We start from the raw sequence: 15,713 nt of genomic DNA, 5'->3' as shown, positions 1-15,713 counted from the left end.
ACACGCTTGGACAGGAATGAACTGATCGCCCGGATCGGCCGGCTGCTGGTCGCCGACCCGGCCGTCTCCGACGGGGAATGGGACGGCTACGCGCTCGTGGTGCGCTACGCGGACGGGCCGGTCGCCCGCAGGCTGAGCGGGTTCCGCTACACCGACGGCGGGGGCCACCAGGCCGCCACCCCGCGCGACCCCGCGATCGGCGAGGCCTTCGACGAACTGCGCGCCACGACCCGCGTGCACGACAGGGCGCCGTGGGATGCCTGCGTGCTTCGCGTGCGCCGCGACACCGGGAAGCTGAAGGTCGAGTTCGAATACGACCGGCCGGAGCAGTGGGACATCACCCCGGACACGCTCGACGCGGTCGCCGCGCGTGCGCGCCCGGAACCCGCCTCCGCCTGACCACCGGCGAACCGGAGCGGGTCCGGCGGCGGTGCACCCTGCGCCAACCCTGCGATCATGGCGGATGGCCACGCCCCCTACTTTCGCTTCGCTTGCCCTCCCGCCTGCCCTGTTGCCCGGCCTCGACGCCCTGGGCTACTCGGCCATGACCCCGGTCCAGGCCGAGGCCCTGCCCCCGATCCTTGGGGGCCGCGACGTGGTCGCGCAGGCGCCCACGGGCAGCGGCAAGACCGCGGCATTCGGCCTGGGCGTGCTGCATGCGATCGACCCGGAGGCCGTGCGTACCCAGGCCCTGGTCCTGTGCCCCACGCGCGAGCTCGCCGACCAGGTCGGCAAGCAGCTGCGCCGTCTCGCCACCGGCATCCCCAACCTGAAGCTCTCCGTGCTGTGCGGCGGGATTCCGCTCGGCCCGCAGCTCGCCTCGCTCGGCCATGCCCCGCACGTGGTGGTCGGCACGCCGGGGCGGATCCAGGAACTCGCGCGCAAGAAGGCGCTGCGGCTCGATGGCGTACGCGTGCTGGTGCTCGACGAGGCCGACCGGATGCTGGACATGGGCTTCGAGGCCCAGCTCCGCGACATCGTGAAGCGGGTGCCGAAGGACCGGCAGGCGCTGCTGTTCTCCGCCACCTTCCCCGACCCGATCCGGACGCTGGCCAACGAGATGCTGCGCGACCCGGTCGAGGTGAGCGTCGAAGGCGGCGAGGTGCCCGCGGCGATCGAGCAGCGGTTCTTCGAGGTCGAGCACGCGCGCAAGGCACCGCTGGTCGCCGCGTTGCTGCTGCGCCATCGCCCCGAGTCCTGCGTGGTGTTCTGCAATACGCGCCGGGATGTCAGTGAACTGGCCGACTCGCTCACCCATTACGGCTTCACCGCCCTGGCGTTGCACGGCGACCTGGACCAGCGCGAGCGCGAGGAGGTCCTGGTCCGCTTCGCCAACCGCAGCTGCAACGTCCTGGTGGCCAGCGACGTCGCGGCGCGCGGGCTGGACGTGGAGGACATCGGCGCGGTGGTGAACCATGAGTTGCCTTCCGACGTGGATACCTACCTGCACCGGATCGGCCGGACCGGACGGGCGGGCCGTGCCGGACTGGCCCTGAGCCTGTGCACGCCGCGGGAGATGCCCCGCGCGGTCGCCATCGAGCAGCAGCAGGGCCGGCCACTGCGCTGGGAGCGCGTGGAGCCCTTGTCCGTTAAGCCCGGACGGGTTCCGCAGCCGGCGATGGCCACCCTGCGCATCGACGCCGGTCGTGGCGACAAGCTGCGCCCCGGCGACATCGTCGGCGCACTGACCGGCGAGGCCGGCCTGGCCAAGGACGCGATCGGGAAGATCGACGTCTACGACACGCGCAGCTACGTCGCGATCGCCCGCGCGAGTGCGGCACAGGCGCTGGCGCGCCTGCGCGCGGGAAGGATCAAGGGGCGGAAGTTCCGGGTGAACCCGCTGGGGTAAGCCGCCCGGCAGTCGCGGTCATTCCCCCTGCCGCACCAGCGCGGCCACCTGCCGCAGGGCCTGTTCGAACACTTCGACCGGCTGGCCGCCGGAGACCAGGTGCTTGCGCTCGAGGATCACCGCGGGCACCGAGCGGATGCCGTGCGACTGGAAGAAGCGCTCGCCGATGCGCACCTCGTCGGCCCAGGCGCCTGACTCCAAGACTTCCCGCGCGCCCTCTTCGCGCAGTCCGGCTGAAGCGGCGATCTCCGCCAGCGTTCCGTGGTCCGACACGTCCCGACCTCCCGTGAAGTACGCCCGCAGCAGCGCATGCTTGAGCTCACGCTGCCGCCCCTCCGTCTCGGCCCAGTGCAAGAGGCGGTGCGCGTCGAAGGTGTTGTAGATGCGCTGGCGGCGTTCCATGTCGAAGGTGAAGCCCAGCGCGGCGCCCCGCTCGACGATCGCCTGCTGGTTGGCCTCCAGCTGTGCGGCGGGCATGCCGTACTTGCGCCGCAGGTGCTCGACGGCGTCCTCGCCCTCGGGCGCCATGTCGGGGTTGAGCTCGAAGGGCTGGAAGTGGAGGTCGGCCTCCACTTCGCCGCGGGTGCGCTCCAGCGCCTGTTCGAGCGAGGCCAGGCCGACTGCGCACCAGGGGCAGACCACGTCGGAGACGAAGTCGATGCGGAGGCGGACGGGGGTGTCGGGGGTGGTGGCCATGGCGGGGGGCTCTTCTACGGGTCTGCGTAGAGACTAACCGCACCCTGCTGCGCGGCTTGGGTGCGGGCCCTCATCCGCCCTTCGGGCACCTCGCTCCGCGCCCCGGCCCTCGCGAGGACGCGAGGGCGTTCGAGGCTGCGCGAGCCAGTGGCTCGCAAGCGCAACCTCTCACCCCGCAAGCGGGAGAAGGGAGGTTCAGGCCATCGGTAACTTGAGCCCCTGTTCCTTCGCGCACTGCTTCGCGATCTCGTAGCCGGCGTCGGCGTGGCGCATGACGCCGGTGCCGGGGTCGTTCCACAGCACGCGGGCGATGCGCCTGTCGGCTTCCTCGCTGCCGTCGCACACGATCACCACACCGCTGTGCTGGCTGTAACCCATGCCGACGCCGCCGCCGTGATGCAGGCTGACCCAGGTCGCGCCGCCGGCCACGTTGAGCATGGCGTTGAGCAGCGGCCAGTCGGACACGGCATCGCTGCCGTCGGCCATCGCTTCGGTTTCCCGGTTGGGCGAGGCCACCGAGCCGCTGTCGAGGTGGTCACGGCCGATCACCACCGGCGCCTTCAGCTCGCCGTTGCGGACCATCTCGTTGAAGGCCAGCCCCAGGCGGTGGCGCTGCCCCAGGCCCACCCAGCAGATGCGCGCGGGCAGGCCCTGGAAGCTGATCCGCTCGCGGGCCATGTCCAGCCAGTTGTGCAGGTGCGGGTCGTCGGGGATCAGCTCCTTGACCTTGGCGTCGGTGCGGTAGATGTCCTCCGGGTCGCCGCTCAGGGCGACCCAGCGGAACGGGCCGACGCCGCGGCAGAACAGCGGCCGCACGTAGGCCGGCACGAAGCCGGGGAAGTCGAAGGCGTTGGCGCAGCCCTCGTCCTTGGCCATCTGGCGGATGTTGTTGCCGTAGTCGACGGTCGGGATGCCCTGCGCATGGAAGGCGAGCATCGCCTCCACGTGCACGCGCATCGACTTCTTGGCCTCGTCGCGCACCCGGCCGGGGTTCGCCTGCTGTTCGGACAGCCACTGCTCGACCGTCCACCCGATCGGCAGGTAGCCGTGCACCGGGTCGTGCGCGCTGGTCTGGTCGGTCACGCAGTCCGGGCGGACGCCGCGCTTCACCAGTTCCGGCAGGACCTCGGCGGCGTTCCCGAGCAGCGCGATCGATTTCGCCTCGCCGGCCGCGGTGTACTTCGCGATGCGCGCAAGCGCGTCGTCGAGGTCGCTCGCCTGCTCGTCCACGTAGCGGGTGCGCAGGCGGAAGTCGATGCTGGCCTGGCGGCACTCGATCGTCAGCGAGCAGGCGCCCGCCAGTGAAGCCGCCAGCGGCTGCGCGCCGCCCATGCCGCCCAGCCCCGCGGTCAGGATCCACTTGCCCCGCAGGCTGCCGCCGTAGTGCTGGCGGCCCATCTCGACGAAGGTCTCGTAGGTGCCCTGGACGATGCCCTGGCTGCCGATGTAGATCCAGGAGCCCGCGGTCATCTGGCCGTACATCATCAGGCCCTTGCGGTCGAGCTCGTTGAAGTGCTCCCAGTTCGCCCAGGCGGGCACCAGGTTGGAATTGGCGATCAGCACCCGCGGTGCATCGGCGTGCGTGGGGAAGATGCCAACCGGCTTGCCGGACTGCACCAGCAGGGTCTCGTCATCGCCGAGGGTACGCAGCGAGGCGAGGATCGCGTCGAAGCTCTCCCAGTCACGTGCGGCCCGGCCGATGCCGCCGTACACCACCAGGTCCTCCGGGCGCTCGGCCACGTCGGGGTCCAGGTTGTTCTGGAGCATCCGGTACGGCGCCTCGGTCAGCCACGATCGGCAGCTGAGCTCGGCACCGCGGGGCGCGCGGACGGTACGGGACGGGTCGTGGCGGATGGACATGTCGGCTCCCTGGACAACGATCCGCCGATTATCGCATCGCGCCTCCCTCCGCCGGGCCGCCCGCCCCGGCGCACGCGAACGCCCGCCCCGCGGTCCACGACCAGGGGGCGGGCGCCAGGGAACGCAGGCTTATCCTGCCGGCGTCGGGTCCGGCGGGAGTGGCACTTCTTCGGTATCAGGCGGCGGCAGGTCCGGGGCGTCGTCCTCGGCGGCAGGCACCGGCGGCGGCGGGGGTGGCGCAGGCGGTGCCGGCGGTGCCGGCGGGTCGAGCGGCACGGGCGGGACCGGCGGCTGCGGCGGCGGGATGTCCGGGTTGCCCTGGTTGTCGAGCGGTTCGGACCGGTCGAGCGGGACGGGCGGCGGCATGTCGTCGGCAGGCGGGGGGATGTCCTGGGCGGACGCCACGCCGGCCAGCGCGAGCGCAGCCACGAGCGGGGCGATCAACAGCTTCTTCATCACGACCTCCGGTGGGGGGGACCACGCGCGCCAACCTACTCCGGGCGTCGTGGGGACGACGTCGTCGTCGCAGCGGCGTTCAGGCGGCATACGGCCCAAGCTGCAATGCAGCGGTCGCACTCGGGCTCTACCATCCGTGCATGCCTACGTTCCGGAATGCAGCCACGGCTGCGCTCGTCGCACTCCTGCTCTCGGCCTGCGCCTCGACGCAGCCGCCCGTTTCCTCCCGGCCCGTCGCCGATGCGCGCCCAAGCGTCGTGCTGGTCTCCATCGACGGCTTCCGCGCCGACTACCTGGAGCTGGGACTCACGCCCAACCTGCAGCGCCTGGCCGAGCAGGGCGTGCGGGCGGAGTGGATGACGCCGTCATATCCCACACTGACCTTCCCCAACCACTACACCCTGGTCACCGGCCTTCGCCCGGACCGGCACGGCGTGGTGCACAACACCATGCGCGACGCCGAACTAGGCGAGTTCCGCATCCGGGACCGCGATGCGGTCGGCAATGCCGGGTGGTGGGGCGGGGAACCCATCTGGGTGGGGGCCGAGAAGGCGGGGCTGCAGACCGCCGCGATGTTCTGGGTCGGCACCGAGGCCCCGGTGGCCGGAGTGCGGCCGACCCGCTGGTCGCAGTTCGACGCGGAGGTCCCCGCCAACGAGCGCGTCGACCGGGTGCTGGGCTGGCTCTCCGAGCCGCCTGCCACCCGCCCGAAACTGATGACGCTGTACTTCGAGCACCTCGACAGCGCCGGGCACCGGCATGGCCCCCATGCGCCCGAGACCCGCGAAACCCTGCAGCGCATGGACCGCGCCATCGGGCGCCTGGTCGACGGCCTCGCCGACCGGGGAATGGCGGACCAGGTCGACCTGGTCGTGGTGTCCGACCACGGCATGGCCGAGGTACCTCCCGGGCAGGTGATCGCGGTGGAGGACATGGTCGACCCCGGCCACGTGGAGCTGGTCAGTGCGGGGCAGTCGGTCGGCTTCGCTCCGCACCCGGGGCACGAGGCGGCCGCCGAGGCCCGGCTGCTCGGACGGCACGAGCGCTACGAGTGCTGGCGGCGCGGGGAACTGCCAGCGCGCTGGGACTACGGGAGCCATCCGCGCGTGCCGCCCATCGTGTGCCAGATGGACGAAGGCTGGGACGCGCTCCCCCGCGAGTACGCCGCGCGCGCCGCGTCCCGCACGCGCGGCTCGCACGGTTTCGACCCGGCGCTGCCCTCGATGCGGACGATCTTCATCGCCGACGGGCCTTCCTTCGCGGACGGCGCGGTGCTGCCGCCGATCGACAACGTCGATGTCTATCCGCTGCTCACCCGCTTGCTGGGCGTGGAGCCGGCACCGAACGACGGCAACCCGGAGGCGCTGCTGCCGGCACTGCGGAACTGACCGCAGCCGGTGGAGCCTACCGGCGTTCGCCGCGCATCACCTGTCCGGCCTGGTGCAGCTCCAGGGCGGTCACCCCTTCACCGTCGCGCTCGAAACGGATCTCGATGCCGAACGCGGGCGCGCGGAACACGTCCTCGCCGGCGGGTTCCAGGGCGAACCGCCCCTGCCCCGTCGCCTGGCCGTGGAGTTGCCCGTCCGCGACACTGACCACCAGGTTGAAGCCGGGCATCAGCGGATAGGTACCCACGTACTGCTCCAGCAGTTCCGGCGCCAGCTTCTCCACCGGCGCGGCCCGCCCGTCCGCCTGCACGCGGACCGCAGGCGCCACGCCGCCCATCTGCATCCAGTGGAACCCGTAACTGCCGTCGGGGTTGCGGCTGGGGCGCAGGACGGCATCGAACTGCAGCGGGTAGAAGTCACCCTCGCTGTCGTAGCCCAGTTCGAACGCGGGCTGCCCCGCCGCCTGGATCTCGAGCGTGTCGCCCTTGCGGCGTACCTCCATCGGCATCCCCTGGACCTGCCAGGAGCCGACCAGACCCTCGAGCAGGGCCTCGTCCGGTCGGGCCACGGTGCGGGGGCCGTCGAGGGGAAGGGCGTCGTCGAGCAGGTGCATGCCGACCCCGCCGAGGCCGCCCAGCGAGGTCATCGCCGTGTCCGACAGCACCACCACTCCGCGCCCGCCGTCGCGATCGAAGGCGACCAGCGAGGAGAAGCCGCCGGTGCCCCCTTCGTGGGCATGCACGCTGCGGCCGTCCAGCGGGGCGACCATCCAGTTCATCGCGAAGCCCCTGCCGCCGTCGCCGTCCAGCAGCTGCTGGGTGGTGTCGAAGGCGCTGCGCAGCGGGGTGTCGCGCTGGCCCAGCTGACCCTGCACGTAGGCCACCATGTCGTCCAGGGTCGCGCGCACGCCGCCTACTCCGGCCAGGTCGACGTGGAAGGTCCAGGGCGGCGTGGCGTCCCCGGAAGGAACGTGCCCCTCTGCCACCCGCACTCCCGCGGGCGCGCGCGCCACGTGGGCGCCCTCCATCCCCAGGGGGGTGAAGATCCACTCGTCCGCCAGGCGTTCGAAGTCCATACCGGCGCGCCGCGCGACCGCCAGCGACAGCAGCATCGAGGCGAAGTTGGAGTATTCGGTGCGCGTGCCCGGCGCGCGCGTGAGTTCGACGCGGCCCAGCGCCTGCAGCACATCCTCCGGGGACATGGCGGCGTAGGGATCGGCCTGGCTTGCGATCGGGGCCCCGGGAGGCAGCGCCGGCAGACCGCTGGTGTGCGTGACCACGTGCCGGAGCAGGATCGGCTGGCCCTCGAAGGCCGGCACCACCGTCCCTTCCGGCAGCCAGTCCGCGAGCGGATCGTCCAGCGAGCCTTCGCCGCGGCGGATCAGCTCCGCCAGCAGCGCCGCCGTCATGGTCTTGCTGACCGAGCCGATCTCGAATGCGCTGTCGGGTCCGATGCGCGCCTCCATCGCGGGATCCGCGCAGACGTACGCCCGGCTGACGGAGGCCGGCTCCACCACCGCCGCGGCGAAGCAGGCGCCGGTCCGGTCGCCATGCAGCCGCTTGCCGAGGATCCCGGCCAGCTCGGCGTCGGTCATCGCATGTGCCGCCGGCATGGCGCACGCGAATACCGCGAGGGCGGCAACGCAACGGCGAAGGCGGGCCATCAGGAGTCCTCCGAAAGCATGCGGTCCAGGGCGGAACCATACGCCGTGGCGATCGAATCGGCGCGCAGGTGCCGGCCCTTCTCCACGAGGCAGCGCCCGCCCACCCAGGTCTCGCGCACCAGGTTGCGGTTGCCGCTGAACAGCCAGCGGTCGATCGCGTCCTCGTCGCTGGCGCCGGCGAAGTGCGGGGCGGCCACGTCGAGCACCAGCGCGTCGGCATAGTGGCCAGGCACCAGCGTGCCGACGCCATGGCCGCTGGAATCGGCGGCGCTCGTCGCCACCGCGCGCAGCAAGGTCTCCCCCACGCTCGGGCTGTCAGGCGTCACGGCGATGTTGCGCCGCCGGGTGGCCAGGCGCTGGCCGTACTCCAGCCAGCGCAACTCCTCCACCGGGGAGACCGAGCTGTTGGAGTCCGAGCCGATGCCCCAGCGCCCCCCGGCCGCCAGGTAGTCGCCCAGGCGGAACAACCCGTCGCCGAGGTTCGCCTCGGTGCTGGGGCAAATCGCCACGGTGGCGCCGCTGCGCGCGATGCCGGCGAGCTCGGCATCGTCCAGGTGGGTGGCGTGGACCAGTGTCCAGCGCGCGTCGACCTGCGCGTTGTCCAGCAGCCATTGCACCGGCCGGGCGCCCCGGTGCTCGAGGCACTGCTCCACCTCGGCCACCTGTTCGGCGATGTGGATGTGGACGGGGCTGTCCTCCGGCAGCGCCTCCAGCACCTCGCGCATGGCGTCTGCCGGGACCGCGCGCAGGCTGTGCAGCGCGCAGCCGATCCGGACCATGTCGCCCTGTTCCGCCCGCAGCCGCTCGAGCAGTTGCAGGTAGGCGTCCAGGTCGTGGCCGAAGCGCTTCTGCCGTGCCTCCAGGGTGCCGCCGTCGAAGCCGGAGGCCATGTACAGCACCGGCAGCAGCGTCAGGCGGATGCCGGTGTCGTTGGCCGCGGCGATGAGCGCCCGCGACATTGCCGCCGGATCGTCATACGGCCGGCCGTCGGGCGCGTGGTGCAGGTAGTGGAACTCGCACACCGTGGTGTAGCCGGCCTCCAGCATCTCCACGTAGAGCTGGGCCGCGACCGCGCGCAGGCTGTCCGGGTCCAGCCGCTGGGCGAAGCGGTACATCGCCTCGCGCCAGCTCCAGAACGAGTCCTGTGCATGCTCCTGGCGCTCGGCCATGCCGGCCATCGCCCGCTGGAACGCGTGCGAGTGCAGGTTGGCGATGCCGGGCACGACGCGCTGGTTGATGCTCCCGCCGTTGCGGGCCTGCTCGATGCGGCCGTGGAGGTCGAGCTGGAACTTGGTGCCGTGGTGCCAGCCGTCCGGGTGCCAGATCCTGGCATTGGGGATCGTCGTCATGGGACGGATTCTCGCCCGCCCGGCCGGAAGTGGCGAGCACGCGCCGCCTACAATGGCCGGCCACGTGAACGGGCAGCGCCCCTGGAGCTTCCGGATGACCGACACGCGCGCGCAGGTGCAACGCTGGGATGGCCTTGTGCTGGGTGCCTCGATCGCCACCCTCGACGAGGATGGCTACGGTGCGATCCATGACGGTGCGCTCGCCTGGCGCGGCGACACGCTGGCGTGGGTCGGCGCCCGTGCCGACCTGCCGGGTGCGCCCGCGGAGCTGGCCCGCGAGGTGATCGAGGCCTCCGGCTGGATCACCCCGGGGCTGGTCGACTGCCATACCCACCTGGTGTTCGCCGGTGACCGCGCGCGCGAGTTCGAGATGCGCCTGCAGGGCGCCAGCTACGAGGAGATCGCCCGCTCCGGCGGGGGGATCGTCTCCAGCGTCCGCGCGGTGCGCGAGTCCGTCGAGGACGACCTGTTCGCACAGTCCGTCGCCCGTGCGCGCGCCTTGGTCGCAGACGGCGCGACGACGCTGGAGATCAAGTCGGGCTACGGCCTGGACCTGGAGAACGAGCGCAAGATGCTGCGCGTGGCGCGGCGCATCGGCACGGAGCTGGGCATCACCGTGCGCACGACCTACCTGGCCGCGCACGCACTGCCCCCGGAGTTCGCCGGTCGGCCGGACGCCTACATCGACGCGGTGATCGAGTGGCTGCCGGTGCTGCATGCCGAGGGCCTGGTCGACGCCGTGGACGCGTTCTGCGAAGGGATCGGCTTCTCCCCGGCCCAGACCCGCCGCGTGTTCGAGGCCGCGCGTGCGCTGGGCCTGCCGGTCAAGCTGCATGCCGACCAGCTCAGCGACCTGGGCGGCGCGGGGCTGGTGGCGGAATTCGGGGGCCTGTCGGCCGACCACGTCGAGCACAGCAGCCTCGACGGCGTGCGCGCGATGGCCGAGGCAGGCGCCGTGGCCGTCCTGCTGCCGGGCGCCTTCCACGTGCTGCGCGAGACGAAGCTGCCGCCGCTCGATGCCTTCCGCGAACACGGCGTCCGGATGGCGCTGGCGACGGACTGCAACCCGGGCACGTCCCCGCTGCAGTCGATGCGCCAGGCAATGCAGCTGGCCTGCACCCATTTCCGTCTCACGCCCGAAGAAGCCCTGCGCGGCGCCACCGTGCACGCCGCCCAGGCCCTGGGGCTGCCCGACCGCGGGGTGCTGCGGACCGGGGCGCGCGCGGACTTCGTGCTGTGGGACATCGCCCACCCGGCCGAACTGGGCTACTGGCTGGGCGGACGCCTGGTACGCGCGGTCTACGCCGCGGGTACCCGCCTGGCCCCCTGACTGAAGACGGGAACCGAAACGGAAAAGGCCCCGCCGCGAGCACGGCAGGGCCTTCCTGTACAGCACCGCCGGGGTGCTTACTCCTTGGCGATGGTCTTCTTGGCGACCACCTTGCGGGTCGTGCCCTTGCTGGCCTTCTTCGCCACCGGCGCGGCGCCGGTGCCGGCGGCGGCCTTCGCCACCTGGCGACGGGCATTGCCGTAGCTGGAGTTGTAACGCTTGCCCTTGGCCGTCTTGCGGTCGCCCTTGCCCATCGTGTCGCTCCCGGATTCTGTTCTGTGTCTGTCGGAAATGCCGCCGGCGGCCGTCTGCAAGGCAGGGCCGCGATCCGGCGGAAAGCGCCATAGGCTATCACACGGCCGTGTGTTTCCGGCTAGTGGGCGCAGCCGTGGTGCGGGCAGCTGCGGGGGTGGTGCAGCCGCAGGTTGGCCAGGTGCGCCAGTCCCACCAGCGTGCCGCCCGCGGTCATCGCCAGCGCATGCGGCCAAACGCTCAGGTGTAGCGGCTGGTACAGCACGGCGCCCCACAGCAGGGCCAGCCCGGGAACCAGCATCCCCAGCGCATGGACATGGCCATGGCGCCGGTAGCCCCACGCGAGGCTGAACACCCCCAGGCCGGTGGCGAAGACCACGAACCCGAGCTCGATGCGATCCCCCGCCAGCAGCGCGATCCCCAGCGACGGCAGCAGCGCCAGCAGTGCCGGCAGGAGCGCACAGTGCAGCGCGCACAGCAGCGAGCCCCAGGCTCCCAGGCGATCCAGCAGTTGGTGGCGGCTCGGCGACATGACGGAAGGCACGGTGGACAGTCGATTGAAACAATATAACATTCCATGATCCACTCCAACCCCCCGAACCTGCGCATGCTGTCCACCCTCCCCCGCCTTCCCCTGTTCCTCGCCCTCGCCGCCGCGCTGCCACTCCATGCCCACGCGCAACAGGCGGCCCACGACGACCACCGGCACGACCCGGTGGACCTGGACGCGGTCCAGGTGCGCGCCACGCCGATCCGCGCCACCGCCGACCAGCTTTCCCGCCCGGTGGAGGTACTCACCGGCGAGCGCCTGGACGCGGTGAAGTCCGCGACCCTGGGCGAGACCGTCGCGCGCCTGCCCGGCGTGCAGTCGTCGTGGTTCGGCCCCGGCGTGGGCCGGCCGGTGATCCGCGGCTTCGACGCGGCGCGCGTGCAGGTGCTCAGCGACGGGCTGGGCACCGGCGACGTGTCCACCGTCAGCGTCGACCATGCCGTCTCCCTGGAGCCCTTCCTGGCCGACCAGATCGAGGTGCTGAAGGGACCGTCCACGCTGCTGTACGGCTCCGGCGCGATCGGCGGCGCCGTCAACGTGATCGATGGCCGCGTGCCCGAGCGCACGACCCACGAGCCGCTGGAGGGGCGCGCCGAGCTGCGTGCCGGGACCGTCAATGACGAGCGCACCGGCATGCTGCGCCTGGACGGCACCACCGCCGGGGGCAACGTGGTGTTCCACCTCGATGCGCTGCACCGGGAGACCGGCGACCACGACATTCCTGGCCATGCCGAGTCCGCGGCGCTCCGGGCTGCCGAAGGCCACGACCACGGTGAGGACGCCCGGGGCGTGCTGCCCAACAGCGCGCTGCGCACCGACAGCGCCGCGCTTGGGCTGTCCTGGGTGGGGGAGCGCGGCTTCCTCGGTGGCGCGGTCTCCCTGTACAACAGCCGCTACGGCGTCCCCGGTCACGTGCACGCGCCCGGCGACGACCACGCGCACGATCATGGCCACGACCACGACCACGACCACGGCGACGGCGACGGGCACGGCCACGGCGATGCCGGAGACCACGCGGTGACGATCCTGATGGACCAGCGCCGGACCGAGGTGCGCGGCGGACTGGACGACCTGGGCTGGTTCGAGTCGCTGCGCGCCAGCGCGGCCCATACCCGCTACACCCACACCGAGTTCGAGGGCCGCGCGGTCGGCACGGTGTTCGACAACGACAGCCTGGACGCGCGCGTGGAACTGGTGCATCGGCCGGTGGCGGGATGGGCAGGCGCGGTGGGCGCGCAGTGGTCGGAGCGCGAGTTCCACGCCGCCGGGCACGAGGCCTTCGTCCCCGACTCCGAGGGCAGCGACCTGGGCGTGTTCTGGCTGGGCCAGCGCAGCTTCGGCCCCGTGCAGCTGGAAGCCGGCGTCCGCCACGACCATGTCGACATCGACGTGGACCCGGCGCAGGCCAGCGGCCCGTCGCGCAGCTTCGACAACACCAGCGCCTCGCTCTCGGCGCGCTGGGACGTGACCGACGGGATCCACCTCATGCTCGGCCTGGACCGCGCCCAGCGCGCGCCCACCGCCGAGGAGCTGTACTCGGCCGGCTACCACGTGGCCACCGCCTCGATGGAGATCGGCGACCCGGGCCTGGACAGCGAGACCGCCAACCGGCTCGAGCTCGGCCTGCACTGGCACCACGGGCCGCTGGCGCTGCAGCTGGCAGCCTTCCACGTGCGCTACGACGACTTCATCCACCTGTCGGCCACCGGCATCGACGACGGCGGTCCGGTCCATGCCTGGAACCAGGCCGATGCGCGCTTCAACGGCGGCGAGGCCAGCCTGGACTGGGAGATCGCCGACAACCACACCGGTGCCTGGAACCTGCGGCTGTTCGGCGACGTGGTGCGGGCGAAGCTGGCGGGCGGGCCCGACCGCACGATCCAGGTTCCGGTGCCCCACGGCGACCACGCGCACCTGCACCAGGCCACCCTGCCCGGCCACGGCAACCTGCCGCGCATCGCGCCGCGCCGCCTGGGTACCGAGCTGGGCTGGATGCACGGTGCGTGGCGCGCGTCAGTGGGCGCGATCCGCTACGACGCCCAGGACGACGTGGCCCGCCACGAGACGCCCAGCGACGCCTACACCCTGGTCGACGCAAGCCTGGCGTGGCACATGGACACCCGCGGCGGCAGCGCGCTGGAGCTGTTCGTCGAGGGTCGCAACCTGCTCGACGAGGAGGCGCGCGTGCACACCTCCCCGCTCAAGGACCTGGCGCCGATGCCGGGCCGCGGCGTGTCGTTCGGGGTGCGGGCGTTCTTCTGAGCCGGCGGTGGGGAGTGGTCAGGGCGTGGGCCGGGCCGCGCAGTCGGCGCACAGGCCGTGCACTTCCAGCGTCTGCGCCCGCGGCGTGAAGCCGTGGGCGCGGGCGCGCAGCTCCAGGGTCGAGACCACGTCCTGGTCCTCGAGCTCCCAGGCACGCTGGCAGGCATCGCAGATCAGGAACGGGACCGCGTGCGCCTCCGCACCCGGGTGGTGGCAGGCGACGAAGGCGTTGATCGACGCCAGCTTGTGGATGAAGCCGTTCTCGAACAGGAAATCGAGCGCGCGGTACACGGTCGGCGGGGCCGCCGACTCGTGGGTTTCCTTCATCCGGTCCAGCAGCTCGTAGGCCTTCACCGGGCCGCCCGCGTCGGCGATCAGCCGCAGCACCTGGGCCCGGATCGGGGTCAGGCGAAGGCCACGGGCGCGGCAGGCGCGCTCGACTTCCTGGACGTAGGCGTCGGCACCTTCGACGTGGTGGTTCGGGTCGGTGCAGGGATGGCTGGGCACGGGGGCAACTGTACCGCCCGTGCGCGGCGGGGGCGAACCGTGCCGGGGTGGGCGACAACGGACCGGAGGGGTGCGGACCGGGCCCGGTCGCGGCTGGAGCCGCTCTACGCCTCCGGGCACATGGCGACGGCGGCGTCGATGCGCGCCAGCGCCTCATCGCGGCCGGCCAGGTACACGGTGTGGCCGATGTCCGGGCTGACCTGGGTGCCGGTGATCGCCACCCGCAGTGGCTGGGCGACCTTGCCCATGCCCAGCTCCAGCGATGCGGCAGTTTCCTGTAGGGCGGCGTTGATCGCCTCCGGGGTCCAGTCCGCCAGCGCGGCAAGGCGGCTGCGGGCGTCCTCCAGCGGCGCACGGGCGGCCGCCTTGAGGTGCTTGGCCACGGCCTTCTCGTCGTAGGCGGTCACCGGGCCGAACCAGGCCGCGGCACGCTCGGCCATCTCGGCCAAGGTCTGCACCCGGTCGCGCAGCGCAACGACCACGTCCGCCGCGGCGGGCCCCTTGTCCAGGTCGTACCCGGCCTGGCGCAGGTGCCATTCCAGGTGCGGCGCCACGTCCTGCGGTGCGTCGGACTTGAGGTACTGCTGGTTGAGCCAGCCGAGCTTGGCCTGGTCCAGCCGCGCGGCCTTGGCGTTGACGTCCTTGAGGTCGAACAGTTGCTGCATCTCGCCGATCGAGAAGATCTCCTGGTCGCCGTGCGACCAGCCCAGCCGCACCAGGTAGTTGAGCAGCGCGTGCGGCAGGTAGCCGGCGTCGCGGTACTGCATGACGTCCGCCGCGCCGGTGCGCTTGGACAGCTTGGCGCCCTGCTCGTCGAGGATCATCGGCAGGTGCGCGAAGGCGGGCACCGGCGCCCCCAGCGCCTGGTAGATATTGATCTGCCGCGGGGTGTTGTTGACGTGGTCGTCGCCGCGCACCACGTCGGTGATGCCCATGTCCATGTCGTCGACCACGACCGCGAAGTTGTAGGTCGGGTGGCCGTCGGAGCGCAGGATCACCAGGTCGTCGAGCTCGCTGTTGGCGATCTCGATGCGGCCCTTGACCTTGTCGTCCCAGGCCACCGTGCCGTCGAGCGGGTTCTTGAAGCGCAGCACCCGGTTCGGGTCCTCGCGGTACGGCAGGCCGGCCTCGCGGGCGGCGCCGTTGTAGCGCGGCTTGCCGCCGGCGGCCATCGCCTCCTCGCGCATCCGCTCCAGCTCTTCCCGGCTCTCGTAGGCGTAGTACGCGTGGCCGGAGGCGAGCAGCTGCTCGGCCACCTCCCGGTACCGCTCCAGCCGATGGGTCTGGTAGACGGGGCCTTCGTCGTAGTCCAGGCCGAGCCAGTCCATCGCCTCCAGGATCGCGTCGATCGCCGCCTGGGTGCTGCGCTCGCGGTCGGTGTCCTCGATGCGCAGGACGAACTGCCCGCCGCGGCGCCGCGCCTCCAGCCAGCAATACAGCGCGGTGCGGGCACCGCCGATGTGCAGGTAGCCGGTGGGACTCGGGGCGAAGCGGGTGCGGCAGGTCATGCGCGAAGGCTCGGTCAGCGGGGGCGCGCCATTCTAGCCCGTG

14 protein-coding genes are annotated in these 15,713 nt (G+C 72.0%); 5 read left to right on the top strand and 9 right to left on the bottom strand.

What is annotated here, in order from left to right; all coding sequences use genetic code 11:
• Positions 1-6 precede the first annotated feature (6 nt).
• Together G545_RS0109530 and dbpA are read left to right on the top strand one after the other, a co-directional pair.
• Positions 7-399 carry an antitoxin YezG family protein gene (locus G545_RS0109530; RefSeq protein WP_027070181.1) on the top strand — a complete coding sequence of 131 codons (393 nt, stop codon included), beginning with the start codon at positions 7-9 and terminating at the stop codon, positions 397-399.
• 64 nt (positions 400-463) lie between these two features.
• Positions 464-1,849: an ATP-dependent RNA helicase DbpA gene (dbpA, locus tag G545_RS0109525; RefSeq protein WP_036136038.1), complete on the top strand. Its 1,386-nt coding sequence runs from the start codon at positions 464-466 to the stop codon at positions 1,847-1,849.
• 18 nt (positions 1,850-1,867) lie between these two features.
• Here dbpA and G545_RS0109520 read toward each other — a convergent pair whose 3' ends face one another.
• From G545_RS0109520 to G545_RS14315, 3 genes are all read right to left on the bottom strand, one after another.
• On the bottom strand, positions 1,868-2,545 hold the full coding sequence (locus G545_RS0109520) for a DsbA family oxidoreductase (RefSeq protein ID WP_027070179.1): 678 nt from the start codon (positions 2,543-2,545) through the stop codon (positions 1,868-1,870).
• Positions 2,546-2,740: 195 nt separating this feature from the next.
• Positions 2,741-4,405, bottom strand: a complete 1,665-nt coding sequence (gene hutU / locus G545_RS0109515; protein ID WP_027070178.1) for a urocanate hydratase — start codon at positions 4,403-4,405, stop codon at positions 2,741-2,743.
• A 129-nt stretch (positions 4,406-4,534) separates the two neighbouring features.
• Positions 4,535-4,861, bottom strand: a complete 327-nt coding sequence (locus G545_RS14315) for a hypothetical protein (protein ID WP_043711629.1) — start codon at positions 4,859-4,861, stop codon at positions 4,535-4,537.
• A 140-nt stretch (positions 4,862-5,001) separates the two neighbouring features.
• Here G545_RS14315 and G545_RS0109505 point away from each other — a divergent pair, with 140 nt between their 5' ends.
• Complete coding sequence (locus G545_RS0109505; RefSeq protein ID WP_027070177.1) at positions 5,002-6,249, top strand: alkaline phosphatase family protein; 1,248 nt, start codon at positions 5,002-5,004, stop codon at positions 6,247-6,249.
• A 16-nt stretch (positions 6,250-6,265) separates the two neighbouring features.
• Here G545_RS0109505 and G545_RS0109500 read toward each other — a convergent pair whose 3' ends face one another.
• Entirely contained in the window at positions 6,266-7,912 is a 1,647-nt protein-coding gene (locus tag G545_RS0109500; RefSeq protein WP_081677833.1) for a serine hydrolase, read from the bottom strand.
• Positions 7,912-9,261, bottom strand: a complete 1,350-nt coding sequence (locus G545_RS0109495; protein WP_036136850.1) for a formimidoylglutamate deiminase — start codon at positions 9,259-9,261, stop codon at positions 7,912-7,914. The genes G545_RS0109500 and G545_RS0109495 overlap by 1 nt, the downstream gene beginning before the upstream one ends.
• Before the next feature lie 94 nt (positions 9,262-9,355).
• Between G545_RS0109495 and hutI the strand changes: the two genes are divergently transcribed.
• Entirely contained in the window at positions 9,356-10,591 is a 1,236-nt protein-coding gene (hutI, locus tag G545_RS0109490; protein WP_027070174.1) for an imidazolonepropionase, read from the top strand.
• Between the two features lie 77 nt (positions 10,592-10,668).
• On the opposite strand, the gene G545_RS15385 is transcribed toward hutI, so the two are convergent.
• Together G545_RS15385 and G545_RS14310 are read right to left on the bottom strand one after the other, a co-directional pair.
• Positions 10,669-10,845: a 30S ribosomal protein THX gene (locus G545_RS15385; RefSeq protein WP_081677832.1), complete on the bottom strand. Its 177-nt coding sequence runs from the start codon at positions 10,843-10,845 to the stop codon at positions 10,669-10,671.
• Between the two features lie 119 nt (positions 10,846-10,964).
• Complete coding sequence (locus tag G545_RS14310; protein ID WP_036136851.1) at positions 10,965-11,375, bottom strand: MerC domain-containing protein; 411 nt, start codon at positions 11,373-11,375, stop codon at positions 10,965-10,967.
• Between the two features lie 45 nt (positions 11,376-11,420).
• On the opposite strand from G545_RS14310, the gene G545_RS0109475 reads away from it, so the two are divergent.
• The gene (locus tag G545_RS0109475) at positions 11,421-13,655 is read left to right on the top strand and encodes a TonB-dependent receptor (protein WP_231553188.1); all 2,235 of its coding nucleotides are present in this window, start codon (positions 11,421-11,423) and stop codon (positions 13,653-13,655) included.
• Positions 13,656-13,673: 18 nt separating this feature from the next.
• Here the strand turns inward: G545_RS0109475 and G545_RS0109470 are convergent, their stop codons facing one another.
• Entirely contained in the window at positions 13,674-14,162 is a 489-nt protein-coding gene (locus tag G545_RS0109470) for a transcriptional repressor (RefSeq protein WP_027070172.1), read from the bottom strand.
• Between the two features lie 104 nt (positions 14,163-14,266).
• Positions 14,267-15,670 (bottom strand): glutamate--tRNA ligase, encoded by a 1,404-nt coding sequence (gene gltX, locus G545_RS0109465; protein WP_027070171.1) that lies wholly within the window; start codon positions 15,668-15,670, stop codon positions 14,267-14,269.
• Positions 15,671-15,713 lie beyond the last annotated feature (43 nt).

The organism is Lysobacter defluvii IMMIB APB-9 = DSM 18482 (assembly GCF_000423325.1).
Classification (GTDB): domain Bacteria; phylum Pseudomonadota; class Gammaproteobacteria; order Xanthomonadales; family Xanthomonadaceae; genus Novilysobacter; species Novilysobacter defluvii.
This window is presented reverse-complemented; position numbering and strand designations above follow the sequence as displayed.

What these genes read in the sequence shown, in the direction of transcription:
- dbpA (WP_036136038.1), top strand. Translation starts at nt 464, where the DNA reads ATGGCCACGCCCCCTACTTTCGCTTCGCTTGCCCTCCCGCCTGCCCTG.
- G545_RS0109520 (WP_027070179.1), bottom strand. Translation starts at nt 2,545, where the DNA reads ATGGCCACCACCCCCGACACCCCCGTCCGCCTCCGCATCGACTTCGTC.
- hutU (WP_027070178.1), bottom strand. Translation starts at nt 4,405, where the DNA reads ATGTCCATCCGCCACGACCCGTCCCGTACCGTCCGCGCGCCCCGCGGT.
- G545_RS14315 (WP_043711629.1), bottom strand. Translation starts at nt 4,861, where the DNA reads ATGAAGAAGCTGTTGATCGCCCCGCTCGTGGCTGCGCTCGCGCTGGCC.
- G545_RS0109505 (WP_027070177.1), top strand. Translation starts at nt 5,002, where the DNA reads ATGCCTACGTTCCGGAATGCAGCCACGGCTGCGCTCGTCGCACTCCTG.
- G545_RS0109500 (WP_081677833.1), bottom strand. Translation starts at nt 7,912, where the DNA reads ATGGCCCGCCTTCGCCGTTGCGTTGCCGCCCTCGCGGTATTCGCGTGC.
- G545_RS0109495 (WP_036136850.1), bottom strand. Translation starts at nt 9,261, where the DNA reads ATGACGACGATCCCCAATGCCAGGATCTGGCACCCGGACGGCTGGCAC.
- hutI (WP_027070174.1), top strand. Translation starts at nt 9,356, where the DNA reads ATGACCGACACGCGCGCGCAGGTGCAACGCTGGGATGGCCTTGTGCTG.
- G545_RS15385 (WP_081677832.1), bottom strand. Translation starts at nt 10,845, where the DNA reads ATGGGCAAGGGCGACCGCAAGACGGCCAAGGGCAAGCGTTACAACTCC.
- G545_RS14310 (WP_036136851.1), bottom strand. Translation starts at nt 11,375, where the DNA reads ATGTCGCCGAGCCGCCACCAACTGCTGGATCGCCTGGGAGCCTGGGGC.
- G545_RS0109475 (WP_231553188.1), top strand. Translation starts at nt 11,421, where the DNA reads ATGATCCACTCCAACCCCCCGAACCTGCGCATGCTGTCCACCCTCCCC.
- gltX (WP_027070171.1), bottom strand. Translation starts at nt 15,670, where the DNA reads ATGACCTGCCGCACCCGCTTCGCCCCGAGTCCCACCGGCTACCTGCAC.